The organism is Lysinibacillus sp. LZ02 (assembly GCF_050613145.1).
Lineage (GTDB): Bacteria > Bacillota > Bacilli > Bacillales_A > Planococcaceae > Lysinibacillus_B.
Genome location: NZ_CP192507.1, coordinates 1,423,046 through 1,449,412, shown reverse-complemented (window position 1 = coordinate 1,449,412; position 26,367 = coordinate 1,423,046). Strand labels below are relative to the sequence as shown.

The 26,367-nt window shown below is 38.5% G+C and carries 33 protein-coding genes; 10 read left to right on the top strand and 23 right to left on the bottom strand.

Annotation, left to right across the window (positions count from 1 at the left end; translation table 11 throughout):
- Positions 1–5: 5 nt before the first annotated feature.
- The 5 genes from pstB to ACQQ2I_RS06795 form a co-directional block, all read right to left on the bottom strand.
- Positions 6–839 (bottom strand): phosphate ABC transporter ATP-binding protein PstB, encoded by an 834-nt coding sequence (gene pstB / locus ACQQ2I_RS06815; protein ID WP_431029805.1) that lies wholly within the window; start codon positions 837–839, stop codon positions 6–8.
- A gap of 12 nt (positions 840–851) precedes the next feature.
- Positions 852–1,730 (bottom strand): phosphate ABC transporter permease PstA, encoded by an 879-nt coding sequence (gene pstA / locus ACQQ2I_RS06810; RefSeq protein WP_431029804.1) that lies wholly within the window; start codon positions 1,728–1,730, stop codon positions 852–854.
- 1 nt (position 1,731) lies between these two features.
- The gene (pstC, locus tag ACQQ2I_RS06805) at positions 1,732–2,661 is read right to left on the bottom strand and encodes a phosphate ABC transporter permease subunit PstC (protein ID WP_431029803.1); all 930 of its coding nucleotides are present in this window, start codon (positions 2,659–2,661) and stop codon (positions 1,732–1,734) included.
- 109 nt (positions 2,662–2,770) lie between these two features.
- Entirely contained in the window at positions 2,771–3,727 is a 957-nt protein-coding gene (locus ACQQ2I_RS06800; RefSeq protein WP_431029802.1) for a PstS family phosphate ABC transporter substrate-binding protein, read from the bottom strand.
- A gap of 190 nt (positions 3,728–3,917) precedes the next feature.
- On the bottom strand, positions 3,918–6,134 hold the full coding sequence (locus ACQQ2I_RS06795) for a peptidoglycan D,D-transpeptidase FtsI family protein (RefSeq protein ID WP_431029801.1): 2,217 nt from the start codon (positions 6,132–6,134) through the stop codon (positions 3,918–3,920).
- An 873-nt stretch (positions 6,135–7,007) separates the two neighbouring features.
- Between ACQQ2I_RS06795 and crcB (ACQQ2I_RS06790) the strand changes: the two genes are divergently transcribed.
- Positions 7,008–7,376, top strand: coding sequence for a fluoride efflux transporter CrcB (crcB, locus tag ACQQ2I_RS06790; protein ID WP_431029800.1), 369 nt, complete (start codon positions 7,008–7,010; stop codon positions 7,374–7,376).
- A complete protein-coding gene (gene crcB / locus ACQQ2I_RS06785; RefSeq protein ID WP_431029799.1) occupies positions 7,373–7,711 on the top strand; it encodes a fluoride efflux transporter CrcB in 339 nt (112 codons plus the stop codon). Before crcB (ACQQ2I_RS06790) ends, crcB (ACQQ2I_RS06785) begins: the two co-directional genes overlap by 4 nt.
- A gap of 268 nt (positions 7,712–7,979) precedes the next feature.
- On the opposite strand, the gene ACQQ2I_RS06780 is transcribed toward crcB (ACQQ2I_RS06785), so the two are convergent.
- Both ACQQ2I_RS06780 and ACQQ2I_RS06775 read right to left on the bottom strand, forming a co-directional pair.
- Positions 7,980–8,585 (bottom strand): superoxide dismutase, encoded by a 606-nt coding sequence (locus ACQQ2I_RS06780; RefSeq protein ID WP_431029798.1) that lies wholly within the window; start codon positions 8,583–8,585, stop codon positions 7,980–7,982.
- 130 nt (positions 8,586–8,715) lie between these two features.
- The gene (locus ACQQ2I_RS06775) at positions 8,716–9,195 is read right to left on the bottom strand and encodes a DUF456 domain-containing protein (RefSeq protein WP_431029797.1); all 480 of its coding nucleotides are present in this window, start codon (positions 9,193–9,195) and stop codon (positions 8,716–8,718) included.
- A 111-nt stretch (positions 9,196–9,306) separates the two neighbouring features.
- Between ACQQ2I_RS06775 and ACQQ2I_RS06770 the strand changes: the two genes are divergently transcribed.
- The 4 genes from ACQQ2I_RS06770 to ACQQ2I_RS06755 all read left to right on the top strand — a co-directional run bounded on the left by ACQQ2I_RS06770 (position 9,307) and on the right by ACQQ2I_RS06755 (position 11,987).
- Positions 9,307–9,807: a DUF1189 family protein gene (locus ACQQ2I_RS06770; protein WP_431029796.1), complete on the top strand. Its 501-nt coding sequence runs from the start codon at positions 9,307–9,309 to the stop codon at positions 9,805–9,807.
- Positions 9,808–9,861: 54 nt separating this feature from the next.
- Positions 9,862–10,185 carry a hypothetical protein gene (locus ACQQ2I_RS06765; protein WP_431029795.1) on the top strand — a complete coding sequence of 108 codons (324 nt, stop codon included), beginning with the start codon at positions 9,862–9,864 and terminating at the stop codon, positions 10,183–10,185.
- Positions 10,186–10,283: 98 nt separating this feature from the next.
- Positions 10,284–11,393 carry a flavodoxin-dependent (E)-4-hydroxy-3-methylbut-2-enyl-diphosphate synthase gene (ispG, locus tag ACQQ2I_RS06760; protein WP_391371675.1) on the top strand — a complete coding sequence of 370 codons (1,110 nt, stop codon included), beginning with the start codon at positions 10,284–10,286 and terminating at the stop codon, positions 11,391–11,393.
- Positions 11,394–11,408: 15 nt separating this feature from the next.
- The gene (locus ACQQ2I_RS06755; protein ID WP_431029794.1) at positions 11,409–11,987 is read left to right on the top strand and encodes a hypothetical protein; all 579 of its coding nucleotides are present in this window, start codon (positions 11,409–11,411) and stop codon (positions 11,985–11,987) included.
- Between the two features lie 42 nt (positions 11,988–12,029).
- Here ACQQ2I_RS06755 and ACQQ2I_RS06750 read toward each other — a convergent pair whose 3' ends face one another.
- Complete coding sequence (locus tag ACQQ2I_RS06750; protein WP_391367267.1) at positions 12,030–12,161, bottom strand: hypothetical protein; 132 nt, start codon at positions 12,159–12,161, stop codon at positions 12,030–12,032.
- 219 nt (positions 12,162–12,380) lie between these two features.
- Between ACQQ2I_RS06750 and ACQQ2I_RS06745 the strand changes: the two genes are divergently transcribed.
- On the top strand, positions 12,381–12,896 hold the full coding sequence (locus ACQQ2I_RS06745; RefSeq protein WP_431029793.1) for a hypothetical protein: 516 nt from the start codon (positions 12,381–12,383) through the stop codon (positions 12,894–12,896).
- Between the two features lie 103 nt (positions 12,897–12,999).
- Positions 13,000–13,407: a hypothetical protein gene (locus tag ACQQ2I_RS06740; RefSeq protein ID WP_431029792.1), complete on the top strand. Its 408-nt coding sequence runs from the start codon at positions 13,000–13,002 to the stop codon at positions 13,405–13,407.
- Positions 13,408–13,674: 267 nt separating this feature from the next.
- Here ACQQ2I_RS06740 and ACQQ2I_RS06735 read toward each other — a convergent pair whose 3' ends face one another.
- Both ACQQ2I_RS06735 and ACQQ2I_RS06730 read right to left on the bottom strand, forming a co-directional pair.
- Positions 13,675–14,325 carry an alpha/beta hydrolase gene (locus tag ACQQ2I_RS06735; RefSeq protein ID WP_431029791.1) on the bottom strand — a complete coding sequence of 217 codons (651 nt, stop codon included), beginning with the start codon at positions 14,323–14,325 and terminating at the stop codon, positions 13,675–13,677.
- A gap of 11 nt (positions 14,326–14,336) precedes the next feature.
- The gene (locus tag ACQQ2I_RS06730; protein WP_431029790.1) at positions 14,337–14,900 is read right to left on the bottom strand and encodes a DNA helicase; all 564 of its coding nucleotides are present in this window, start codon (positions 14,898–14,900) and stop codon (positions 14,337–14,339) included.
- Positions 14,901–15,070: 170 nt separating this feature from the next.
- Here ACQQ2I_RS06730 and ACQQ2I_RS06725 point away from each other — a divergent pair, with 170 nt between their 5' ends.
- The gene (locus ACQQ2I_RS06725) at positions 15,071–15,808 is read left to right on the top strand and encodes a TspO/MBR family protein (protein ID WP_431029789.1); all 738 of its coding nucleotides are present in this window, start codon (positions 15,071–15,073) and stop codon (positions 15,806–15,808) included.
- Positions 15,809–15,848: 40 nt separating this feature from the next.
- On the opposite strand, the gene ACQQ2I_RS06720 is transcribed toward ACQQ2I_RS06725, so the two are convergent.
- The 9 genes from ACQQ2I_RS06720 to ACQQ2I_RS06680 all read right to left on the bottom strand — a co-directional run bounded on the left by ACQQ2I_RS06720 (position 15,849) and on the right by ACQQ2I_RS06680 (position 21,281).
- Entirely contained in the window at positions 15,849–16,553 is a 705-nt protein-coding gene (locus tag ACQQ2I_RS06720; protein WP_431029788.1) for an O-linked GlcNAc transferase, read from the bottom strand.
- A 131-nt stretch (positions 16,554–16,684) separates the two neighbouring features.
- Positions 16,685–17,077 (bottom strand): bifunctional adenosylcobinamide kinase/adenosylcobinamide-phosphate guanylyltransferase, encoded by a 393-nt coding sequence (locus ACQQ2I_RS06715; protein ID WP_431029787.1) that lies wholly within the window; start codon positions 17,075–17,077, stop codon positions 16,685–16,687.
- Entirely contained in the window at positions 17,017–17,598 is a 582-nt protein-coding gene (locus tag ACQQ2I_RS06710; protein ID WP_431029786.1) for a histidine phosphatase family protein, read from the bottom strand. Before ACQQ2I_RS06710 ends, ACQQ2I_RS06715 begins: the two co-directional genes overlap by 61 nt.
- The gene (gene cobS / locus ACQQ2I_RS06705; protein ID WP_431029785.1) at positions 17,571–18,338 is read right to left on the bottom strand and encodes an adenosylcobinamide-GDP ribazoletransferase; all 768 of its coding nucleotides are present in this window, start codon (positions 18,336–18,338) and stop codon (positions 17,571–17,573) included. Before cobS ends, ACQQ2I_RS06710 begins: the two co-directional genes overlap by 28 nt.
- A complete protein-coding gene (locus ACQQ2I_RS06700) occupies positions 18,335–18,865 on the bottom strand; it encodes a bifunctional adenosylcobinamide kinase/adenosylcobinamide-phosphate guanylyltransferase (protein ID WP_431029784.1) in 531 nt (176 codons plus the stop codon). The genes cobS and ACQQ2I_RS06700 overlap by 4 nt, the downstream gene beginning before the upstream one ends.
- A 74-nt stretch (positions 18,866–18,939) precedes the next feature.
- Complete coding sequence (locus tag ACQQ2I_RS06695; protein WP_431029783.1) at positions 18,940–19,161, bottom strand: phosphate-starvation-inducible protein PsiE; 222 nt, start codon at positions 19,159–19,161, stop codon at positions 18,940–18,942.
- A 96-nt stretch (positions 19,162–19,257) separates the two neighbouring features.
- On the bottom strand, positions 19,258–19,668 hold the full coding sequence (locus ACQQ2I_RS06690; RefSeq protein ID WP_431029782.1) for a Fur family transcriptional regulator: 411 nt from the start codon (positions 19,666–19,668) through the stop codon (positions 19,258–19,260).
- Positions 19,669–19,671: 3 nt separating this feature from the next.
- Complete coding sequence (locus ACQQ2I_RS06685) at positions 19,672–20,523, bottom strand: metal ABC transporter permease (RefSeq protein WP_431029781.1); 852 nt, start codon at positions 20,521–20,523, stop codon at positions 19,672–19,674.
- 11 nt (positions 20,524–20,534) lie between these two features.
- The gene (locus tag ACQQ2I_RS06680) at positions 20,535–21,281 is read right to left on the bottom strand and encodes a metal ABC transporter ATP-binding protein (protein WP_431029780.1); all 747 of its coding nucleotides are present in this window, start codon (positions 21,279–21,281) and stop codon (positions 20,535–20,537) included.
- A 103-nt stretch (positions 21,282–21,384) separates the two neighbouring features.
- Here ACQQ2I_RS06680 and ACQQ2I_RS06675 point away from each other — a divergent pair, with 103 nt between their 5' ends.
- Positions 21,385–21,621 (top strand): hypothetical protein, encoded by a 237-nt coding sequence (locus ACQQ2I_RS06675; protein ID WP_431029779.1) that lies wholly within the window; start codon positions 21,385–21,387, stop codon positions 21,619–21,621.
- Positions 21,622–21,656: 35 nt separating this feature from the next.
- Here the strand turns inward: ACQQ2I_RS06675 and glnA are convergent, their stop codons facing one another.
- The 4 genes from glnA to ACQQ2I_RS06655 form a co-directional block, all read right to left on the bottom strand.
- On the bottom strand, positions 21,657–23,012 hold the full coding sequence (glnA, locus tag ACQQ2I_RS06670) for a type I glutamate--ammonia ligase (protein ID WP_431030464.1): 1,356 nt from the start codon (positions 23,010–23,012) through the stop codon (positions 21,657–21,659).
- Between the two features lie 161 nt (positions 23,013–23,173).
- Positions 23,174–23,521: a MerR family transcriptional regulator gene (locus ACQQ2I_RS06665; RefSeq protein WP_431029778.1), complete on the bottom strand. Its 348-nt coding sequence runs from the start codon at positions 23,519–23,521 to the stop codon at positions 23,174–23,176.
- A gap of 271 nt (positions 23,522–23,792) precedes the next feature.
- A complete protein-coding gene (gene dacB / locus ACQQ2I_RS06660) occupies positions 23,793–25,229 on the bottom strand; it encodes a D-alanyl-D-alanine carboxypeptidase/D-alanyl-D-alanine endopeptidase (protein ID WP_431029777.1) in 1,437 nt (478 codons plus the stop codon).
- A gap of 235 nt (positions 25,230–25,464) precedes the next feature.
- Entirely contained in the window at positions 25,465–26,352 is an 888-nt protein-coding gene (locus tag ACQQ2I_RS06655) for a deoxyribonuclease IV (protein WP_431029776.1), read from the bottom strand.
- Positions 26,353–26,367 lie beyond the last annotated feature (15 nt).

Here is a 26,367-nt window from a genome sequence, read left to right as displayed (position 1 = left end):
CCCCCTTATCCGAAGCGACCTGAAATATAATCCTCTGTACGTTGATCCGTTGGAGTAGAGAAGATTTTATCAGTCTGATCAAATTCAATAATTTCACCATTTAGGAAGAACGCTGTCTTATCAGAAATACGAGCAGCTTGTTGCATATTATGCGTTACAATAATAATGGAGTATTTCTCTTTTAATTCTTGCACAAGCTCCTCTACCTTTAACGTAGAAATTGGATCTAATGCAGAAGTCGGCTCATCCATTAAAATAACATCTGGCTCAATCGCTAAACAACGCGCGATACAAATACGTTGCTGCTGTCCACCTGATAAACCGTAAGCATTTTGATGAAGACGATCTTTTACATCATCCCAAATGGCTGCTCCGCGCAACGACTTCTCCACGATTTCATCTAACGTTTTTTTATTTTTAATACCGTGAATACGTGGACCGTACGCAATATTATCATAAATTGATTTTGGGAATGGGTTTGGCTTTTGGAATACCATACCTACACGCGTACGTAATTCTTCTACTTCGTAATTGCTATCGAAAATATTGCGACCACGATAGTTAATTTCACCTGTTGTACGTACGATTGGTACTAATTCCACCATACGATTTAATGCCTTTACATACGTAGATTTCCCACAACCAGAAGGACCAATAACGGCCGTTACTTCATTTTCTAAAATATCAACATTTATATTTTTTAGGGCATGATGTTCGCCATACCATAAATCAAAATTTCTTGTTTTAAATACGACATCTTTCTTTGTCGATGTTGCAAGTGTAGGCTTTTGCTCATTGACGATAATCTTCGGTGTCACCTTTTCTGCTACATGTACCATCGTACACACTCCTTAATAACGTTTTTGGAATTTATTTCGAATCAATACCGCAATCGAATTCATTAACACCAGCACTGTCATTAACACAATAATGCCCGCTGCTGCCACGTATTGAAACTCTTCCTGAGGTCGCTTAGCCCAGTCGAAAATTTGCATAGGTAATGCCGTAAACGAATCCATAATACCTGTTGGTAGGAATTGTAGAATAACTGGTATCCCGATTACAACAAGCGGTGCTGTTTCCCCGATTGCTCGAGAAAGGGCTAAAATACTACCCGTTAAAATCCCTGGAATCGCAGATGGTAACACAACACGGACAATCGTTTGCCATTTTGTTGCGCCCATACCGTACGATGCTTCACGTTGCTCATTTGGTACTGCACGAATCGCTTCCTGCGCGGCTACAATAATAACCGGTAAAATAAGTAAACTCATCGTAAAACCGGCAGCTAAAATACTTTTCCCTAAATCCATCAATCGAACAAAAATCGTTAAACCAAGTAAACCGAATACAATCGACGGTACACCTGCTAAATTTGAAATGTTCATGCGGATAAAGTCATTCAATTTATTTTTCTTTGCATATTCTTCTAAATAAATGGCTGTCGATACACCTAAAATAATCGACACGGGTGCAACAACACACATGAGCCAAATCGATCCGACTAAGGCTGCCTTAATCCCTGCTTTTTCAGGAATACGAGAAGCAAAATTTGTTAAGAAATCAAAATTCAAATAACCGATTCCTTGGGAAAAGATACGAAATAACAAAACAGCTAATGAAATAAGCGCAAAGCTTGTTGCTACAATAAATAATGCCTTCCATACTTTGTTGAGTGTTAAGCGTTTGCCCATCCGCTTCATCACAGCAGTATTATCTATATATTTCATCTTAATACTCCTCTCTGAAGCGTTTTGAAATGTATTGTGCTAGTAAATTCATTATTAATGTGAAAATAAATAATGTAAATCCTACTGCATAAATCGAATAGTAAATCGTTGTGCCATAACCAGCATCACCTGTTGTTACTTGTACAATATAAGCTGTCATCGTTTGGATAGAGCCTGTGAAACCAAAGTCAAAGAGTGGTGTTGATCCCCCTGCTAAAGACACGATCATTGTTTCACCAATGGCACGTGAAACGGCTAATACAACAGATGCCACAATACCTGATAGTGCGGCAGGTAAAACAACTCTAATCGCTACTTCAAACTTTGTTGAACCTAAGCCAAGCGCACCTTCACGAATCGAATTAGGTACTGAGCTCATCGCATCCTCTGACATCGATGCAATCATCGGTAAAACCATAATCCCTACAACAATACCAGGGCTTAATGCATTAAAGATTTTTAACGATGGAATAATTTGTTGAAGCACTGGCGTCACAAATGTTAAAGCAAAGAAACCATACACAATTGTCGGTACACCAGCTAATACTTCTAAAATCGGTTTAACAATTCGGCGCACCTTATCAGATGCATATTCACTTAAGTAAATGGCTACACCGAGCCCTAATGGTACCGCTACTATAATCGCTATAAATGTAACCTTAAACGTCCCTAACACTAACGGTAATACCCCATATAAAGGCTCTTTCCCTGAGAAAGGTAACCATTCTGTGCCAAATATATAATCTGTAATCGAGATACGTGTAAAGAATTCAAATGTTTCAAAAATCAGTGTAAATACAATCCCAAACGTTGTTAGGACTGACAGTGTTGCTGCTGCAAATAAGGCAAAAGGTACAAGTTTTTCAACGATTTTCTTGCCTTTTTTGTTACGGGAAGCAGCAATCATTGACTGTACCGATTGATTAGCCATACTATCTCCCTTTCTTAATATGAAGAGTCTAGATTAAAACTGTGACGAAGTGTCACGGTTCTTTTTAGAAAAAAACGTGCGGTAAGTCGGTCTTACCACACGCGCTTTTTTATTTTAATGCTTCTAGTGCCGCTAAACCTTCATCATATTTTGCTTGTGGTGAACGTACATAACCTGTTAGTTCTGCCATATCGCCTGCATTTTCAAGTGCAAATTTAACGAAGTCATATGTTGCCTCATTTTTCACAGCTTCATTTTTTACATATACAAACAGTGGGCGTGATAATGGTGAATATTCACCTGATTCGATCGTTTCGTTCGTTGGCTCTACACCATCTACGGCTACAACTTGTAATTTATCTTGGTTTGCTAAGTAGTATGCATAACCGAAGAATGCGATCGCATTTTTATCAGCAACAACACCTTGTACTAATACGTTATCATCTTCTGATAATGTAGCTGTTTTTACTAAATCTTCACCATCTAAAATTACTTCATCAAAATAGTCGTACGTACCAGAATCAGAACCTGGTGAGTAAAATGCAACTTCTTCAGCTGGCCAAGATGGATCGATATCAGACCATTTCTTTGTTGTGCCATCTTCTACCCAAAGTTTTTTTAATTGGTCTACTGTTAAGTCCTTAGCCCAAGTGTTTTCTGGGTGAATAACGACAGATAAACCATCGTAAGCAATCTCGAATTCTGTATAGTCAATGCCTGCATCTTTTAAGCTTTGAGCTTCTGAATCTTTAATAGGACGAGAGGCATTTGAAAAATCTGTTTCACCGTTGACGAATTTTTCAAATCCACCACCAGTACCTGATACGCCGACAGAAACGCGCACATCACGTTGTACACCTGCGTATTCTTCTACGATCGCCTCCATAATTGGTGCTACAGTAGATGAACCGTCACCTAGTACATCACCTGATAATTGTGCTGCGCCTTCTTCTGTTTCTGTTTCTGCACCGTTTGCAGTTGTTGAATCTTTGTCATCACTACATGCTCCTAATAATAGTGCAGAACCTAATACCGCTGTCATTGTTAAGTACTTCCATTTTTTCATCGTGAATGTCCTCCAAATCAAAGTAAGTATTCTTACAAGTTTCACTATAGATTCGTATTATTGAGAACATATAAACGAATTGTTAAGCGTGCGTAAATTAGTGTGAAACAATGTAAATTCCAAACATCGCATATCACGTAAAAAGGAGCGATTTCATAGACCTACGCCTATGAAATCGCTCCTTTTATCATTACTCATTTACTTTTTCTTCTTCTTCATCTTCATCAAGAATATCTTTTGATAGAGCTGGTAAAATGTCTTGCTCTACTGTATTCGTTAATTTCCCATCAGTTGCACGCTTTTCTTTTAGTGCAAAATAAGCATCTAACACTTCTCTAGCAATATAGTTATTATAAGACGTATATCTATTGTGGTTTGTCGTAGCCCAAGGAATGACTACTGCATACGCTACTTCAGGGTTTTCATATGGTGCAAAACCAACATGAATAAGGCTTAACACTTCTGTACCATAGCGCTCCTTTTGAGGTCCGTAATATACTACCTCTGCCGTACCTGTTTTACCTGCTGCTGTATAAGGCGTATCATAAAATTTACTTCTAGCGGAACCATAAGAACCGACATACACGCGACGTAAGCCTTCTTTTACTTGCGCAATTTCTGCATCTGTGTTAGAAATACGATTTAAAATTTTCGGCTGTACTTCTTCTACTAATGTGCCAAGCTTTTCACCATCAGAAGAAGGGTTACGGATTTCTTTTAGTAATCGAGGCTGAATACGATAACCACCATTCGCAATAGTAGAAATATACTGTGCGAGCTGAAGTGGCGTATACGTATCAAACTGACCAATTGCTAAGTCGAGCATTTTACCTGGCGTATCCATTACCCCTTGGTATCCCGTCATCTCCCCTGGTAAATCAATACCTGTTTCAACCCCTAAACCAAACTGGGCATAACCGTTGCGCATACGTTGCAGTGTATCATCTTTCAGCCTTAATCCCATATTACGGTAATAGTTCGCCCCACCCATTTTAATGGCTAGTTGGAACATATACGAGTTGGATGATTGTTCTAAAGCTCTTACGTCATTCATCGCAATGGCGCCACCTCGGTTAAACACCGAGCTTTTTGGCTGTGTACCTGCTAGTAAAATAGGCTGATCGACTAAAACTGTTCCTGGTGAAATGACCCCTTCCTGATAAGCAGTTAATACGGTTGCAGCCTTCACCGCTGAACCTGCTTCATAAGCGGTTGTAAAGGCACCATAAGAATAATCAATCATATAGCGCTCTCGCGTTTCTTCGTCATACTCAATTTTCTTGCCAACCATACTTAAAATTTCACCTGTATTCGGATCCATCATAACGTAAAAGGCTCGGTCTAACAGTGACGCACCGCCTGAAGCTTTCATTTGTAATAAATATTTTTCAACAATACGGTCTGCTTCTTGTTGCAATTCCATATCAAGCGTTGTGACTAAATCTTTCCCTGGTTCGCCTGCATAGGTTGTAATCGTTTCAACGACTTCACCTTTTTTATTTGTTAAGTTTTTGACAACGGATTTTTCACCTTGTAATAACTCTTCATACTCCGCTTCAAAATAACTTTCCCCCACACGATCATTTCGAGAATATTCTCGAGCGAGGTAGTAGTTCAACTTACTTTTCGGAATCCCTTTACTTGGTGTTGTTGTACGTCCAAGGACAGCGAGCGATGCTAAACGCACACGTTTCCAGTCTGTTGTCGTATTCACACCCGGTAATTCTGATAATCGTTCGGATACTAAGGCAAATTCTGCATCCGTTACATTTTCACTTTTAATAATTTGTGGCGATAGATTATAGCCTGACGTCATCTCACGGTAAATCGCTAGCACTTCTAAATCAAAATCCGTTAGCTGCGCTAATTCTTCATCCGTAATCCGTTCCAGAATACGACGATTATATTCTTTATCTACTTCACTTTCTTCAATATTTTCATTCGCTTTACGGAATTCCTGCATTTCTTTATCCGTTACTTTTTCTTTGGCTGCCTCATTATTATTCAAAATCCAAAAGTCTTGCTTGTCGCGATAGGTTACACGATTTGTCGGCATATCGATTAATTGCGCTAAATCTTTTGCTACCTCTAACATTTCATCTCTTTTCGTCGTTGGCAGTTTCGTATACGTAATGGCATTTTCAGGCTGATTATCGACTAAAATACGACCGTATCGATCATAAATACGACCGCGTGGTACACTCGTATTAACACGTACTTCCTCTTTTTCCTCTAATTTACGTACATAATCTTCCCCTTTGACAATTTGCAAGTAGCCTAGACGAAAAATCAATATTGAGAACAATAAAAAGATTGAAAAGAAAAGGATGTTCATGCGGAATGTTAAGTTTGCGCGTTGCTTTGCTTTAGCATTCTTATTATTGTTATTCGGTATCGGTTTTCGCACCTTCCGTTCCCCTTTCTTTTAAACTATTTCAAATTATACTGAGCAAATCCTGAAATATATATTACCATTCGGGTAACCGTTGCTTTCCGCTCCGGCACTCGCTTTCCACGGGCGAGCATCAAGCCTCCTCGTCGCTCATCCTTCGCTCCTGCGGGGTCTTGCTTGTCTCGCTTTCCCCGTAGGAAGCTTTGCTCTGTAGCGAAAGGCGCATGCCGTCAGCTACACTCTCGTGCCTCCGCTACAAGCAACTATTGTTCCATAAAATAATCGATTGCTAAAAAATAATGCAAGACCCTCATTGATGAAAGTACAGGCTGGGCGATTATGCATGCAAACTGAAAGAAATTGATTTCTTTTATAGAAGAGAAATGTTTTTCTAGCATATAGAGAAATATTCACTTTTGCCGTAGCGCGCCATAGCCATAGGAGCCAAGATTTTCTTTGCGACGAAAGCGTAGTGTCAGGAGCAGGAACAGGAGATCCAAACAGGCCACGCCTGTTTTAGCTCCTGTGTAGGCTATGGCAAAGCGCGGAGGCTACCATTACACTTTCATTTAATATCTTTTACTATTTACCTGATATTTTCAGGATGTATTCTTGCTCATTACGAGTTTTAACCATTTTGAAATCATTTTTCATGGCTAGGTTGGAAATAAACACTTATAGATCGTTCTTATTCGAGGATCCATAAAACGTATACTTTCCGATACGTAAAAAACTCATGCCCTTTAGTATAACATTATCTTCTATTAGAAAAAAGGCGTGATTACGGCAGACCCTTTTTGATAATGACTAGGTTGGTCGCGAAAAGGTTTCCATTTTTCCTGATATCTTGTTAAATAGTAAAAGAAGATATACATCGAGGTGAATTACATGGAATTATTCGCTGTTGGAGTCGGGGGGGCGGTTGGCGCATTACTCCGATATTGCCTAAGCCAAATCGTTATATATGAGGGTGGATTTCCACTCGCAACATTGATCGCTAATTTATTTGGGTGCTTTCTGCTTAGCTTTATTCTAAGTGGAACGTTATTTAATAAATATCCACATATACGACTTGCTTTAACGACTGGTGTACTTGGCGCTTTTACAACCTTCTCTACATTCAGCTATGAAACGGCTACACTCGTTTCTGATGAATTATATGGAACCGCTTTTCTTTACATTAGTTGTTCTATGATTGGTGGCCTTTTTCTTAGCTTGATTGGCTATAAGCTTGGGAGTGGAGGTGTTCGAACATGATTTATGTCATGATTGGTGGATTTTTTGGCGCAATTATTCGATTTATTGTGAGTAAAAAATTATCTACTATTCATAAAGGCTTCCCGTTTCCTACTTTCATCGTTAATATAGTTGGTGCTTTTTTGTTAGGGCTCGTTATAGCCAATGAAGTTGCCGATACATTGTATCAATTAGTAGGGATTGGCTTTTTAGGTGCCTTTACAACTTTTTCTACATATAGCTATGAAACATTGCAGCTTGTGAAAGCACGCCAGTTTGGATTGGCGTCTTTTTATTGGATTGGGAGTGTTCTTTTAGGAGTAGGCGCTTTTTTTATCGCGCTGTTAATTTCATAAAAACTAATTTATCTAGGCACTATGAATTTGTATTTTCAACAATAAAAAACACCTCTAATCATTAGAATTAGAGGTGCAGTTTATATAAGTAGCAATTATTTTGCACCTGTTGCTTCGCTTTCGGTGCAGAAATAATAAAAATCGCCTAGTACCGATTTTTATTATTTAGCTGCTTGGAATTTAGCTTCTACTACGTCCCAGTAGTGCTCCTGCCGCTTCGCTTTCGTCGCAAACTGTAGATTTCTAAGAACAGCTAAAATCTTCGCGATTACTTAGCTTCTTGGAACTTTTTCTCTACTACGTCCCAGTTCACTACGTTCCAGAATGCAGTGATATAGTCTGGACGACGGTTTTGGTAGTTTAAGTAGTAAGCGTGCTCCCACACGTCTAAGCCTAGGATCGGTGTTTTACCTTCCATTACTGGAGAGTCTTGGTTTGGAGTTGATGTTACAGCTACACCGTCGCCCTCAACGATTAACCAAGCCCAGCCTGAACCGAAACGAGTTGTTGCAGCTTTAGCGAACTCTTCTTTGAATGCATCGAAAGAACCGAATTTAGCATCGATTGCTTTTGCAACCTCACCAACTGGTGTATTCGAACCGCCTGGCGCGATTACTTCCCAGAATAATGTGTGGTTTGCGTGACCGCCACCGTTGTTACGTACACCAGTTTGCTTGTCCGCTGGTAGAGCGTCTAAGTTGGCAATTAGTTCGTTGATGTCTTTTTCAGCGAATTCAGTACCTTCTACTGCTGCGTTTAAGTTTGTTACATACGTATTGTGGTGTTTAGAATGGTGGATTTCCATTGTACGTGCATCGATATGTGGTTCTAATGCATCGTAAGCATAAGTTAATTCTGGTAATTTGTAAGCCATAATTAAGTTCCTCCTTGAAATAAATAGAATTAATATGATTCCATAACTAAGTTATCAAAATTAGCCCAGACGTTCAACTAAAAAAGCACGCAAAATGGCAAATCAGCCTTTTGACGGAAATTTAGGCAAGTTAAATGGCAAATACAAATAGTATAATCATAATCGCTTGCAAAATCCCCTTTGTGACAACCGATGTTAAAAAGCCGACAAGCGAACCGACGCCTGTTTTTATTGCTTGCTCCCAGTCTGACTTCGTGATAAGTAGCTCTGCTATTACCGCCCCTAAAAACGGTCCAATTAAAATACCAGCAAACGGAATGACAAACGGTCCAACGAGCAATCCGATTGTACTTCCCCACATACCTGCTTTGGAGCCACCAAATTTCTTAACACCAATTAAATTCGAAACTGTATCTGCACCAAATAATAGTACAACTAATAAAATTTCAATTAGCCAAAACCACCAAGGTAGCTCACTAAAACTATAAAATAACCCATATACAACAAAACCACCTAATATAAACAACACCGATGGAATAATCGGATAAATTAGCCCAATAAATGCAATGGCAAAAAATGCAATGATTAAAACCCATGCAACGATATCCATACAACTCTCTCCTTTCTATCATTTTACGTACTTCACTCTAAAAGGTTTCAAGCAATGTTCATTTTCCTTCTACACATTTCATGTTAAACTTGCGTGTGGAGGAGAAACGACATGAAGCACTCACAATTATTTATTGATAGTTTAATAAACCCTAAAAAATTAGCCGCCTACCGAATTTTATCCATTGGAAAAGTCATTCAATATGTGTTTATATTGATTACCCTTATAACAGCCTTTTCATTCGGACAATTTACAACAGGCGTAAACGAAAATGTACTGAACATCGATGGCTTAACGGAGTACCTTGCTGATATTCAGTGGTTACTTTACCCATTTGCTTTTATTTTCTTATTTATTTTTACGACTCTATTAATTTTTGCGCGTATTAGTTTATATGCATTGGCTGGTTATTTTTTCAGCAAAATCATGAAACGCCGCGGTGAGTATCGTCATATTTGGCGTACAGCTGCTTTTGCCGCTACATGGGCAATACTCATTTCCATTATCTCCGAGATATTCCAATTATCAGGAACATGGGCTACTTTAATAGGAATCTTTATCACAATGTTATTTATTATCATTGCTTTAACAAAATATCCAAAACAATCCTAAAAATAAGCATGAATCTCTCATTCACACATATAGTGTTGTGCAAGGAGGGATTTTTTGCGCTTACTTTTATGGACAGTTCTATTTTTTGTTGTTGCCGCCGTGATTAAAATTGACTTACAGGAGGGCACATTACCTCTAGCAGACTTTTATGAAGGCGATTGTGTACAAATAGTTGAATATGAAACCGTACGTGTAAAAGTCACTCCAAACGATACCATTTATAGTTTATTTGCGGCAGTACCTTACGAATATAATATCTCTCAATCCGAACGACTTACTCTATTTTTTCGATATAATCCACATCTTGAAAAACAATCATTGGTTGCTGGGGAAGAAGTTTTAATCCCGATAAAACCAGTAAATCGTTGTGAAAAATAATAAATCAGTTATTCTTCCTTGTTTTTTACTTTCACAGACTGCTAAAATAGGTTTCAGTGACGGCTTATGTATTAAAGCCCGAAAAGGAGAGAAATGAAATGAGTGAAATCGTTCACCGTACAAAAACACGCCCTGTACGTGTTGGTAATTTAACGATTGGTGGTAACAATGAAGTAGTTATTCAAAGTATGTGTACAACAAAAACACATGATGTAGAAGCCACTGTTGCAGAAATTAAACGTTTAGAAGAAGCTGGTTGTCAAATCGTGCGTGTAGCTGTTCCTGATGAGCGCGCAGCTGATGCGATTGCCGATATTAAAAAACAAATTAACATTCCGCTTGTTGCAGATATCCACTTTGACTACCGTTTAGCATTAAAAGCGATCGAAAACGGCATTGATAAAGTTCGTATTAATCCAGGTAATATCGGTCGTCGTGAAAAGGTAGAAGCAGTTGTTAACGCAGCGAAAGCGAAAAATATTCCGATTCGTATCGGTGTAAATGCAGGTTCATTAGAGCGCCACATTTTAGAAAAATACGGCTACCCTACAGCTGATGGGATGGTTGAATCAGCGCTACACCATATTAAAATTTTAGAAGACCTAGACTTCCATGACATTATCGTGTCGATGAAAGCTTCTGATGTAAACTTAGCGATTGAAGCCTATGAAAAAGCGGCACAAGCATTTGACTATCCGCTACACTTAGGTATTACAGAATCAGGTACACTATTTGCAGGTACAGTAAAATCAGCTGCTGGTCTTGGTGCTATTCTTTCGAAAGGCATCGGTAATACACTTCGTATCTCACTTTCAGCAGACCCAGTAGAAGAAATAAAAGTCGCACGTGAGTTACTAAAATCATTCGGTCTTGCATCGAATATGGCGACATTAATTTCTTGCCCTACTTGTGGTCGTATCGAAATTGACTTGATCTCGATTGCAAACGAAGTAGAAGAATATATTTCCAAACTAAATGTACCATTAAAAGTAGCAGTATTAGGTTGTGCGGTGAATGGCCCTGGAGAAGCTCGTGAAGCAGATATCGGGATTGCCGGTGCGCGCGGTGAAGGCCTTCTATTCATGAAAGGTAAAACAGTGCGTAAAGTACCTGAAGAAACGATGGTAGACGAACTGAAAAAAGAAATCGATAAGCTAGCTGCTGAAATGGCACAACAGCGTGAAGCTGACACAAAAGCGAATGCATAAGAGAGGTGTTTCCGCGTGACATCCAAAACAAAACCACGCTTTGGTATTGATATTGATGGAACAGTTACATGCCCTGCGACATTAATTCCACATATTAATAAAGAGTACAATGTCAATATTACACTGAATGATGTGGTCGAATATGATTTTTTAAGCGCATTCCCCCATTCAATCGACCGCGCTGGCTTTAACGCATGGTTTAAAGAAAATGAACCAGCTATGTATGCAGTAAGTGAAGCAGCAACACATGCAAAACAAATTTTAAATGCCTGGGAAAATGTATATGAGCTATTTTATATCTCAGCTCGTGGCGAAAATGTTTTTGATGTGACAACGAATTGGTTCCAAGAGCAACAAATTCCTTATCATCATATCGAACTCATCGGCAGTCACGATAAAATTGCAGCAGCTCGCCAATATCAGGTTGATGCGTTTTTCGAAGACAAACATGATAATGCCGTTATGATTGCAGAGGAACTAAATATTCCGGTGTTGCTATTTAATACACCATATAACCAGTTATCTATCCCTTCAAATGTTATTCGTGTCAACAACTGGCTCGAAGCAAACGAATGGATTCAAAAAAAATTCTAATAAAAATGCTTGTTGTCATCGCACAACAAGCATTTTTTACACCTAATAAAGATCCAATATTCCTTTACTCCAACGTGTTACAAAGCTTTCAAATGTAATGCCGTAACGACCATATATATCATGATACACAAAATAAACACCTAATTTATCGAGGATTTCATCATCAATACGCATAATCGTACTTAGTCCCTCCTACGAGTTATTTCCACCCTAATCTACCCGCACCCTATTTTTATGTTCACTATCGACATATTTGGATTTCCATTTATTCATTGACAGCACGTAAAGATGTTAAAAAATATTCACATAAACCTGGAAAGTTAACGTTTTTCAGAGCAAAAGATTTAGTAAGATGAGTACAAGATGAGATGTATAAAATACGGAGGAATTACCATGCGAAAATTATATATGATATTATCAGCAAGTATACTTTCATTTTGTTTAGTAGGGTGTTCAGATACTCTTGTACAAATTAAAGATGCTGCATCCGGTATTAATTCAGCAGCTGATCAAGCGGCAACCGCTATCTCACAAGACGTGCATTCCATTCGAGCAATTGAAGTCACATATAACGATCAAACATTTACAGTCAACAACCTATTTAAATCCATTCTACGTGATGTACAGTGGCATTATGAGCCAAGCCAACAGGAAAATGTATTACTGATTACCGGCACTTGGCAACCTAGCTTATTTGATGCATATGGCATTGATCAGACAATCGACAATGAATTAGCTATTCATGGGGAAGTAACAATTGAGCTGATTGTCGAAGAAAATATGATTCATGAAGAAAAAACGAAAGTTACACTTGTCCAGCAGACAGAAACCCTTTTAGAGGAAAACGGACAAGACATTTTGTACTACTTATACGACTATTATACGCTGAATAAAATCACCTCTAATTAGGTGTGATGTAGTAATGATATGTAAAAAATGGTACTTTACTAACTTTTACTACATTTTATTTTAAAATAAAATGTAATATAACAACTGTTTAGGGGGGCACAACATGTCGTTATTTTTTATTAAACATACACACGGTATTCACGAAGTGACAGATGTCAAAAAACACAAAACGAATATTGAATTACGTACAGCTACCGGAGAGATTTTACATCTAATCGTCATTACAGATGAAAGTTACACAGTTTATGATGATCGCTTTGCCGGTGCAGCCAAGCAGCTAAATTCCATTGAAGTCTACGATATTGATGGTAGCTTCCGCAATATCGATTTTGACACTATGCGCCAAATGTTTTCAAATGCCTTTACTGAACTCCTTGAGACACTGTCTCAATTTGTCGGATCAAATCAACTCGTTAATTTAGATGAAATTCGTCATGAAGTGAGTGACCACAATAAAGGCTTACACTTTAAAATCATTACAGATACAAAAATGTACGAATATAATATATAATCCGTACAATCAGAAGGTTGCGGATACGATAAAAAAGATGGGCTCAAAACGATGAGCCCATCTTTTTTTACTTTATTACACATAAATAATAAGCGAATATGCTATGTTGATTGGAGCGCAGGCAACTCGATTCCTGTAGGAAAAGCACAAGCCGAAATAAATGAGTTGAAGCCGTGCCTGCGGAAATCAACGTGGCTCAACGCTCTCTTCAATAATAATAAAAGGTAAATCAATACACTTGAAGTTTTATCTTGTTTAACACATCGCTTAATTTAATATAGTCGTTAAATCCCCTGCGATAAATGCAACAAGGTCTTGTATATTTTCTGCTGTCACGCCATGTCCATCTGGATACGTTTTAAATGTCACATCGGCCCCAAAATCTTTGAAGAAGGTTGCGCTTCCCTCGCCCCACACAAATGGGAATACATAATCATATTCGCCGTGTGAAATGAAGATTTTCGATTTATCCATTGGCAATCTATTGTACTCTACTGCAACAAACTCTGGTATATACCCTGATAAGGCCACTGTCCCGCGAATCGCACTGCCCATGATTAAAGCTAATGTTTGCGCGACCACGGCCCCTTGGTTAAACCCAACGACATAAATTTTTTCCACATCTAAATTAAATTCCTGAATCGCTTCAAAAATAAATGCTTGCGTAAATTGAATCACTTTATCAAATACGTCACGTGTTGGGAAGCCCTCTTCTTCAAACGTATAAAACGCATAACCAGGCGCATGCTTGATTGGCCCTTGTAAGCTAAAAATATGACAACTACTTTCTAATTCGCCTACTAGCTGTAGTAAATCGTGTTCATTACTACCTAAACCATGTAATAGAAAAATTGCTGGTCTTTTTTCATCTGTTGAAGCTGGTGCTTTATGCACAAAAGTATATGGTGATTGCATCATAATCTTCTCCCTTATAACAATTCCATTTGATTGACGCATTGATCTGCATAGTATGCAACATATCCATCAACAATGCGCAGCGTTTCCTCGAAATCGCCTGAAAATATGTTATTTATATCTTTTTGAAGTGTTAAATATATTAAAAAATCAAAACGTAACGAATGTTCTACCGATGCATAAGCATAATCATAAACAATAGCTTCTTCTGTTACCTTTAATGCTTTATATTGGCTATGAAATAATTTTGTATAGTCGTCCATCTTTTCGCTAATCGCTTGACGAATACGCATTTGATGAGCCGTAGCTTCACTCTGTATAGCGTTTGTCTTTGGTACGAGCCCTTTGCCAAAGGTATCACGCATCATGGACATCCATGCTGCTTTATTTTCAACAAAATACGTAATATTTAGCATAAGACGATCGAAATAATCCTGTTCATCCTTAGCTGACGCCTTCTTTGTTTGAATATTTTCTTTAATAATATGCTCAAATTGCTCAGTATTCGCTTGTTTTGTTAATTGTGCCATGACAGTCTCTATGTAACGATTTACTTCTTGTTGCGTCTTATTTTCCAACCATTTCACTTCCCTTATTTACTGTTACATTTGCACTTCCTATCGTACCATTCATTGACGAATTAGGCACTTGTTAATCTATTTTTTCTTGATGTTCAGAACGTTGTAGCCAAGTTTTCTTATTTAAAGGGACAGATAAGCCATTTATTAACGGAAGGAGTATGAATATTATGGTAAAGTGGATTTCGATGGTCATTGCTTATATAGCAATGATTGCAGTCAATGTACTGGCTAATACATTGCCCATTAACGGAAAAACTACGCAAGAAATTTCTAGTAGTGTGAACGCTCTTTTTACACCTGCCAACTATGTGTTTTCTATCTGGAACTTGATTTATTTATTACTCGCTATATGGTTACTTAGCGCATTTACAAACCGCCAATCAGAAAAAGCCATTTCAAACGAGGTCGCACACCTGTTTATTTTGAGTTGCATGTTAAATATAGGTTGGATAGTAGCTTTTCATTATGAGCTTTTTATTCTCTCAACGGTGATCATTGTCCTATTATTAGTTACACTCATTTTCATTTACGTATCTTATCCTAAGGAAAATAATAGTCTTGGCGGACGCTTACCATTCTCCATTTACTTAGGTTGGATTTCAGTCGTAACCATTGCTAGTATTAGTTTTACATTAAAATATCACGAAGTTACGTTCCGCTTGGATGAAGTCACGATTACAATTGCACTCATCCTATTCGCCGGTCTGCTTGCGATTATTGGGCGTTACGTATCTGATGATATATATTTTGCCCTCGTCTTTGTATGGGCAATCATCGGTATCGGTGTAGCAAATAGCGATATGAGCATCGTTTTGACGTCATATGCTGTCGTAGCTGCCATTGTTGCGACTATGCTTCTCATGTTATTTCGATCAAAAAATAAAATCAAACAAGTGCCCGTATAAACAAACGAGGTAAAGTAGAAAAATCTACTTTACCTCGTTTTTATTGAAATAAATACTCGCGCATATTTTCAAATGTGTTTTCAATCGCCGTCTTTAATGATTTTTGTTCTTCGCGGCAATTCGCTTGTGCTTTTTCAAGTGTGATTAATGCATTTTCTAAAAACAAATCTTTTTTGAGATCTTTGTAAAGCTGCGTTAACACAAGTGCCTTATTCCAATACCAACGTGCATTTTGTGGATCTAAGTCAATCGCACGCTCTAAATAGCCTAACACCTCAAATGGCGGGTAACTAAAGCGATTCATCGTTTGCGCGGCAATCCCATAATAAACCGCTTTATTTGGATGATGCTTAACAGCTTGCATAAAGCAATGTACACTCTCATCATAATGATGTGCGTATAAAAACAATTGACCTTGCGTGAAGAAGGATTGTGCTTTTTCAGTAGATGTGCCCGTTTTTGCGACTTGTTCTAATTGTTTAATGCGTTTTCCAAAGGCTTCTTCATCCTGTATAGCACGAATTTCTGCTACGTCATCCATTTCTGCGTATGTCTCATCTGCACGCTCTACAGACTGCTTAGCCTTTTCACTATAGCAAGGAATCGCAGCCACACCGTAACGTTCATATAGCGCAATTAGTTGCTTCGCTGTTTGTGCTTCTGGTGCATCCTCTTTTACCTCTTGTGCTGCTTGCAAACTAAGATGCACTTGTCCATTGTAAAAATACTGCTCCATTTCGTGCATAAATTAAACTCCTTTATTCATGTCATTATGCGTAAGTATACCATGACCTACTCTCTTATCGAACTTCGTTGTCACAATACAATTAATAGTTGAAAAATTTTATAAAATAAATGGCATAAGTACTAACAGTATTATTTCAAGCGTTCTGCTAAACCGTACCAAATGCGCGTGACCGATTGCGCCTCTTGAAATAGCTTTTGATATACTCGACCGCAAGCATCACGTAAAAAACGTTCCTCTTTATCAATTGGGACAACCCCACGCCCAAGATCATTACAAATACAAATCACATTTGTTTCGCTCACAAGTTTTTTGAGCTTTGTTACAATGATTTCTGCTACTTGCAATTCATCATATGTCCGATACGCCATCACGAGTTGCTCAAAGCCCGAAATAATAACCGTTTCATCTTTCGTAAAATATGTATCTGGGATTATTCCTTCAAATTCTGTATACGGCTTTTCTACTCGATCGTAAACGTATTTTCGTTTACCATTATAGGCTCCTCCGATAACGATATGCATGATTTCTCTCCTTCCCAGCTTAACGTATAAAGCGTTCTATGCTTCGCATGAACATCGTGAAATCCCTGTTGTAAATACGTTGCTAAAATCATTTTAATCACACCGCCATGAATAACAAATGTACATTCCTTTTGTTTGCTGACAATGTCTTCAAAAGCATGTAACACTCGCGCCTTGAATACGTCAAATGATTCCCCATTTGGTGGCGTCACTTGAAAGGGTTCATCAATCCATGCACGGTACAATGTATCATGCTGTAAATCTTCATATGTTTTCATTTCAAAATCGCCGAAATGCAACTCGCGTAATCGCTCATCCGCGATAAACGAGCTATTCGGAAAATAACAAGCTGCCGTTTGCTGACAACGTTTTAAATCACTCCCGTATACCATTGTAGGTTGGAACGATAAAGTGGCCTGTACAGCTTGTCTAATCGCTTGATCTGTCCAACCAATATAACGCCGTTCGATATTTGCCTCCGTTAACTCATGTCTTATAAGATGCACAATAGTACGAACCATAAAAATAATTCCCCCACTTCAAAAATCGTACCAAGTAAATCCCCTGAAATCCCGCCAAAATTGCGTTTCGCCCAAGCGCGATAAACAATCGTAAATAGTAGCATCGCGACACATAAACCGATTAGTACAGGCAACTTGAATAGGAATGCAAGCACGAAGATAAAAGCGATATATACAACCGCGCTCCACATAATCGCTCGTTCATTGACCGTTTTTTTAAAGTAGCTTGCAATCCCTGTTTCTTTTGATGTATTGGTAGTTACAAACACTAAAAGCACAGATTGTCTCGCTATAAACGGCATGAAAATGAAGAATAATAGCGGGACATCGCGCAGTAACAACTCATAAAAAATCCCGACTTTTAATAACACAAACAAAACGAGTGTCATCGCACCGAACGCACCAATGCGCGGGTCGTCTAAAATTTCTAGCCGCTTTTTCTGATCACGATATGAAAAAAATGCATCCCCTGTATCAACAACCCCATCCATATGTAAACCGCCTGTCATCACAAAAGGAAGTACAACAAGTAAAATAGCTGTAAATAGTGGGGATAAACTAAAATATAAATCATTTATAGTAACAAAACCTGCTAAAATAGCACCCATCATTAAACCAATGACTGGAATGGCACTATACATAACCGTTGCTGATTTATTCGTCATATTAAACGATTTTCTGATTGGTAACGCCGTAAAAAATTGCAACGCTAACATATAGCCTATTACAATTTGCTTCAACCTTTCCACCTCTTTACAAACCCGTAGTCTAATTCATACGCCTCGTCACAAAACGTAACGAGCCATTGATTTAATTCTCCTAAAAGGCGCTGATAATTCGCCGTAAATTCATATTTACAAATTCCTGCATCTAGTACTTCATTCGAGACAATCACCACTGTCATACCGCGCTTCCGCCACTGATATAATTGCTCTTTTAACTTTACGATCATCTCTTCGACTGGCAAACTTTCTACTAAAATATTGGTTAACCATGTCGTAATACAATCCCATAAAACAATATGTTTATCGTTGAATTCGGTGAGTCGTTCTGGTAATTCATGTGGTACTTCAATCGTAACCCACCCATCATTTCTGCGATCATGTTTGTGGCGTTCGATGCGTTTTTTCATTTCCTCATCAAACGCTACACCGGAAGCAATATAAACGGCTTGTCTTTGTTGTTTAGATTGCATAATATAATTTTCAGCAAAGGCGCTTTTCCCACTCCGTACACCGCCTGAAATCAACACACAACGTCCTTGCATCGATACGCCTCCTTTTTTCATAAAGTAACAACAAAAAAGAGACTCCGATATCGAAGCCTCTCATTATGTAGCTACTATAGCTTATTAATGATTGCGTATAAAGTTTCTTTTAACTCATCATCATAGTCACCAAGCTCTACAAAGTTTGTTACACGTTCACGTAAAATTGGACGCTCGATTACTAGCTTCTCGTCTAAAACTTTTACTAATACTTCGATGATTAAACGGTCACGAACATCTAACGCTTCTTGTAGGCGTGACTCTGTAATGTGACCTAATTTAGGTTTCTTTGCCATGTTGATACCCTCCTAATATTTATGCATAATCATTTTAGCATAACAACAAGAATTTTGGTCAATTTTATTGGAAAATAATCTGAATCATACAATATTTCACTGACAATGCGGACATTTCCCGTAAATTTCAAATTTATGCGCCTCAATCTCGTAGCCTGGCAACTTCTCTCCCAATAAATCCATCGGGCATAAAGACAATTCCTTTACATCACCACAATCTTTACAAATAAAGTGATGGTGATGATGATCAGACTCACAATGCAGGCGGAAGTTACGTTCTCCATTTAACTCCGTTTCGTCTAAAATACCCAGCTCTACAAACGTCGCTAGATTACGATAGATCGTATCAAAGCTCATACCAGGAAACTGCGGCTTTAACACCGTCAGCAAATCACGCGCTGTTAAATACTTCGTTGTCGCTGCAAACATATTTAAAATGAGCTCACGTTTGTCTGTTTTTTTATACCCATTGTCTTTCAAAATTTCCCAAGCACGTGTAACATTCATTGCTTACACCCCTTTTGTAGAAAATTGTACGAATAGCTTTTTAGCTAAAATAATAACAAGTAAAATGATAATAGATGTGACAACAATCGTTCCACCTGGTGCTAAATCTAAATAAAATGCACTAACTAACCCTACAACGACGGCTAACTCACCAAAAATAATAGCATAAACAATAGCTTGTTTAAACCCTTTGGCAATACGCATTGCCGCTGCTACTGGCAATGTCATCATACTGGATACAAGTAAAATCCCTACAATACGCATACTTGCAGCAATAACAAGCGCCACGACTAGCATAAATAAAAAGTGAACCCACTTTGCTGGTAAACCACTCGCTTTTGCATACTCTTCATCGAATGATAACACAAATAATTCCTTGAAAAAGGTAAATAAAAAGATAAAAACAACAACAGCAATGGCAAGTACAACATACAAATCTTGCCTGGATACAGCAGAAACCGAACCAAATAAATAGCTCATCAAGTCTGTATTAAAGCCACTTGCCAGCGAGATAAAAATGGCACTTATCCCAAGCCCACCGGACATAATAATCGGAATGGCCAGCTCTTCATAATGCTTATACAAACGGCGCAATCGCTCAATTAAAATAGAGCCGCTTACCGATGCAACAATCCCAAAATAAATTGGATTTAATGTTGCTAACCCAACAAATGATTGGCTTAAATATAAGCTCCCTGCAATACCAGCTAATGTAACATGCGATAAAGCATCCGCAATTAAAGACAAGCGCCGTACAACAATAAATACACCGAGAAGTGGTGCAATAATGCCGATGATCATCCCTGATAAAAAGGCATTTTGTAAAAATTCATATTTCAATAGTGCTTCAATCATATGCATACCTCTTAGTGAATCTTTCGAACTGCGTGTCCGTACCAAGCATCAAGCTCTTCTTGACTGATCGCGTCAAAATCATTTTTATAGCCATGGAAATGAATCTTCTGATTTAAGCATGCCACATGACTAATGCGATTGGACACTGTATCCACATCATGTGTAACTAAAATCATTGTAATATTTTGTTCCTCGTTTAACTTTGCCAGCATATCATAAAATGCCTGCACATTTTCATGATCAATCCCAACAGTTGGTTCATCTAAAATGAGTAGCTTCGGTTCCGCGACAAGCGCTCGTGCAATAAATACTCGCTGCTGTTGTCCCCCTGATAATTGCCCAATATTACGCTTTGCGAACTGTTCCATTCCTACTGCTTTTAATGCATTGAACACTCGTTCATCAGCGTCTTTCGGTAGCCGCTTAAATAAGCCTGTTTTTTTGGCTAACCCAGATTTGACTACTTCTTGTACTGTAGCAGGAAAACCGGAGTTAAATGCATTGGATTTTTGGGAAACATAGCCGATTAATTCTCGCTGTTTAAAGCTGTTCGATGCGTGACCAAATAGCTCAATTTCACCAGTCATCGGCTTTAATAAACCTAATATTAATTTTAATAGTGTAGATTTCCCTGAGCCGTTCGGACCTAGTAACGCAAGGAAATCTCCTTCTTGCACACGAAATGAAATGTTATTTAACACTTGCGTGTAGTCATATTGAAATGACACGTCTTTTAATTGAATGATTGTTTTTGACATAGCTTTCTCTTCTTTCCAATTCAAAATCATTACGATTTACAATTTTTTAGTATAAGCGAAATGACGCCCTTTGTAAAGGTTTTACGCTTGAAAGGATGAGGATTTGAAAAAGCATGAATTATTTCAATTTTTAATGCAAGGCTCAAAAAGCGAGGTAAGGGAATATTTATTACAATATGAGGTAGATTTATCCAAAAGCGAGATAAAAAAATTGCGCACTGTATTTGCAGAAGCAAACCCTACTTGGCTTCTGATGGGGGTTCCGGATTCTGTATTAAAAAGTGCTGAGCTGGTAGTCGGATCAGAGAAATACGAAAAGCTAATGGGCCGATTAAAATAAGAGATGGCCCCTAATAAGCCATCTCTTTCATGTTACTAGTACATCTTCATATATTGATCGCGTTCCCATTGATGGACCGTTGTACGGAACATATCAAACTCTACTTCTTTTGCTTCTTTAAAGTTTTCATAAATATGTTCACCCAACGCTGCTTTTATCACTTCATCTTGCTCTAGTGCGTTTAATGCATCCTCCAGTGAAGCTGGTAAATTATCGATACCGTGTTGTTTGCGTTCTTCGGCATTCATCACATAAATGTTGCGATCGACTGGTGCTGGTGGCGTTAATTGATTTACTACACCATCAAGACCTGCTTCTAAAATCACGGCCATTGCTAAATATGGATTCGCAGATGGATCTACTGAACGTAGCTCAATACGCGTTGATAACCCACGAGATGCTGGAATACGAATTAACGGTGAACGGTTTTGTGCTGACCATGCTACATAACATGGTGCCTCGTAGCCTGGTACTAAACGTTTATAGGAGTTTACTGTTGGGTTTGTAACCGCTGTAAAGCCCTGTATATGCTTTAGTACACCTGCCATGAATGAACGAGCAGTGTCGGATAATTGCAACTCTGCGTTTTCATCAAAGAAGGCATTGTCTCCCTCTTTAAATAAAGATAAGTTAAAATGCATTCCTGAACCGTTGACACCGAATAGTGGTTTTGGCATGAAGGTAGCATGTAAACCATGTTTACGTGCAATTGTTTTTACAACTAATTTAAACGTTTGAATATTGTCACACGCTTCGACTGCATTGGCATATTTGAAATCAATTTCATGCTGACCAGGTGCTACTTCATGGTGAGATGCCTCAATTTCAAAACCCATTTCCTCAAGCTCTAATACGATATCACGACGGCAATTTTCCCCAAGGTCTGTCGGTGCTAAGTCAAAATATCCGCCATCATCGTTTAGCTCTAATGTTGGATTTCCCTTTTCATCTAGTTTAAACAAGAAAAACTCTGGCTCTGGTCCAAGGTTGAAACTTGTAAAACCTAGCTCTTCCATTTTCTTTAATGCACGCTTTAAGTTTGACCGTGGGTCTCCTTCAAACGGTGTGCCATCTGGACGAGCAATATCACAAATGAATCGAGCTACCTTCCCTTTTTCTGCTGTCCACGGGAAAATCATAAATGTATCTAAATCTGGACGAAGGTACATATCCGATTCCTCAATACGTACGAAACCTTCAATAGACGAACCATCAAACATCATTTTATTGTCTAACGCTTTATCTAATTGGCTTACTGGGATTTCAACATTTTTAATTGTCCCTAAAATATCTGTAAACTGTAAGCGGATGAATTTCACTTGCTTTTCAACAACTAACTGTTTGATTTGTTCCTTTGTATATTTTGCCTTTGTTTCAACTTGAGCTGTCATCATTTTATCTCCTCAATTCTATTAGATTATAAAGTGAAACTTCAATCAGTGGGGGGTTCCTCATCCCCCACTGATTGTTAGCCTTCACCAATCGGGCTTTTACGGGCAGTTGATCTCCCACCTATGCTTCTCGATTTTCCTTAAGCCTTCAGGTGGGAGTCTTAATGCCCGTTAATGCGGGATAAATGTTGCATTTCGTCTTGCACGATTGAACGAAAATCTAATTCTTCAATATCGACTCCACGAAATGTCCGTTTATTTGCTTCTTTCTTCAGTGCAAATACTTTTTTAATACCGGCAATATTAATGCCTTGCTCCAGTAGCTCTTGAATTTCAAGTAATTCATCAATATTGTTAAGACTAAACATGCGACGATTTGCCTCCGTACGTACTGGCTCAATTAAATGATGCTCTTCGTAGTAGCGGATTTGTCTTGCGGTTAAATTCGTCAGTTGCATAACTGTACTGATAGGAAGCACCGGCATAGCTCTTCTTATTTCCTTATCCATTTAATTCACCTCACCTTTCACACGTTTAACGATAAAGCATGTAATTTCTACCCGCAATCAAATGTTAGGTTTTATAACATAGCTATTTTCGAACGTTTTTATCTCGTTTCGGTATTAATAGTAAGCGGACTGTTCTAACAACAATGGCAGCGCTCACATTTTTTACTTTACCGATTGTAAAGCGCTTTATTTTTAGACGCATTTTTGTCACAAATACATTTTCAACAAAAAAACAAGTGATTCCCTTTATAGAAACCACTCGTTTGACCTATTAATATTTATTAATAAGATGTGAAACAACCGTGTCAATTTCATCGATAGCAGGCGCAGATCGATTTTCTGTCATGATAGAAAAAATATACGTTTTACCTGATTTCGCTTTTACATAACCAGCTAACGTATTTACACCCGTAAGAGCTCCCGTTTTTGCCACGACCCGGAGCTTAGTAGAGGCTTTTGTGTAACGATTCCGAAGAGAGCCACCCGTTAAACGCTCCTTATTTCCCCCCACCGGTAACGCTTGATAATATGTGTTATACGCATCCATATCACGTACATGATAAAGAAGCGCTGTTAAATCATTAGGCGAAACTTTGTTGTTATGGGAAATCCCTGAACCATCTTCAAATGTCCAATTGCTCATATCAAGACCGATCGTTTGCCCAAACTCACGCAATACATTTACACCCGTTTGCGTATCACCTACTCCGTGCACTTCAGCACCTAATGTTTTCACAAAGATATCGGCCATACTATTATTACTGAGCTTCATAAATGCAGGGAACATTTCTTTTAACGTCTGTGATTCATAAGTTGTAATGAAAGTGGCGTTATTCGGAACTTCCCCGCGATTAATAGCCGATGTCTCAACAAACTTAATCCCCTGTGTTTTCATTGCTTCTTGCAGCGCATATACCGTATTAATTGTCGGATCATTTACGGTGACCCATTCTTGTGTCCACTTGCCTGCCGGTATATTTCCTGAAATAATGACTTCACCCGTGCGATATTTGCGCGAAATGGTAATTGTGTTTGTACTTCTACCGCTCACCGTTTTCGCATTATTCATAATTGTCATCCCCATTGCATTTGGCATAAATGAGACAGACGGTTTTTGACCGACTTTTCCACCTGCAACTCGTACGATCATCGTACCAGCATCAAAGTCATTATCAGGTGATAATACAAGACCTGATGTACGGGCAGCATAATAGTCACTTTCATCCTCCGCTACAATCCCCGGTGTTAATGGTGAACCAGAAAAAATGCGTTCATCTCCATATAAATTGCCGTTCACTTTTGTAATCCCTTTGTTTTTTAGCGCATTCGCAAATGCGAGTAGTTGCGCATACTGTAGCGTCGGATCACCACTTCCCTTCAGATATATGTTTCCATTTAACGTACCTTTAGAAATAGAGCCATCTATGTATAGTGAAGTGCGATAACGGTATTCTTCACCTAAAAGAGAAAGCGTCGCAGCACCTGTTAGTAATTTTAATGTAGAAGCAGGCTTACGTGGTGTATTTCCATTAAATTGATATAAAATTTGACCCGTTTCACTATCTCTGATCGAAACACCTGCATCTGTGGCGCCTAAGCTTGTATTGATCATATCACTTATATTTACCGAAGCCTGTGCTGGAGAAGGTTGCCAAACTAGCGGGAAAATTATACTCATCAATAATAGCGTAATCAAACGCTTCTTCATTTCATCCCCCCGTTTCCTATATTACTTGTATATAGTTTTTACATATTTAGTTCAAAAATACATATTTTACGCATTTTCATGAACACGTAATTTCTCTACACAAAAAGAAGTATCCAGAAAGCAAAAACTTTCTGGATACTCCCTTCACTTCTTAATAAATATCTACTAAGAACCCTTACTCCTGGGGTGGTCGCAAAGGAACCGTCTCAAAGTGTTTTTTCAGACGGTTCCTTTCTTATGCGCGTAATACGTCAATTTCTTCCGGACGGAATGTACCATCACGAAGCATCGCGATTTCTACTTTATATGGCGCTTTTTTGTTTTTGGCATCTGGTCCTACAAATGGCGTCTCTAAAATTTTCGGTATATTCATCAGTTGCGGATGATGCACGATATATTTGAGTGCCTCAAAACCAATTTCACCAAATCCAATATTTTCATGACGGTCTTTTGCAGCACCACACACATTTTTTGAATCATTAATATGTAGGACTTTTAAACGGTCAAGACCGATCGTTTGATCAAACTTATTTAATACCCCATCAAAGTCTTCTACAATATTATAACCCGCATCATGCACGTGACACGTATCTAAGCAGACAGATAAACGTTCATTATGCGTTACGCCGTCAATAATACGCGCGAGTTCATCAAATGTACGGCCGATTTCAGACCCCTTCCCCGCCATCGTTTCTAGAGCGATTTGTACCGGGTAATCTTGTGATAATACTTCATTTAAGCCTTCTACAATTTTCGCGATACCCGCATCTACACCCGCGCCAACATGAGCACCTGGATGGAGAACAATTTGCGTTGCCTCTAATGCTGCGGTACGCTGTATTTCTTCTTGTAAGAAGTCCACACCAAGTCGGAATGTTTCTGGTTTGGTTGTATTACCAAGATTAATAATATACGGAGCATGTACGATGATCTTTTCCATACCATGCTCCTTCATATGCAGCAAGCCATTCATAATATTTAATTCTGCAATTGATTTACGACGTGTGTTTTGTGGTGCACCTGTGTAAATCATAAATGTATTGGCACCGTAAGAAAGTGCTTCCTCACTCGCCCCAAGTAGCATTTTTTTACCGCTCATTGATACATGTGAACCTAGTAACATCTCGTCTCCTCCAAA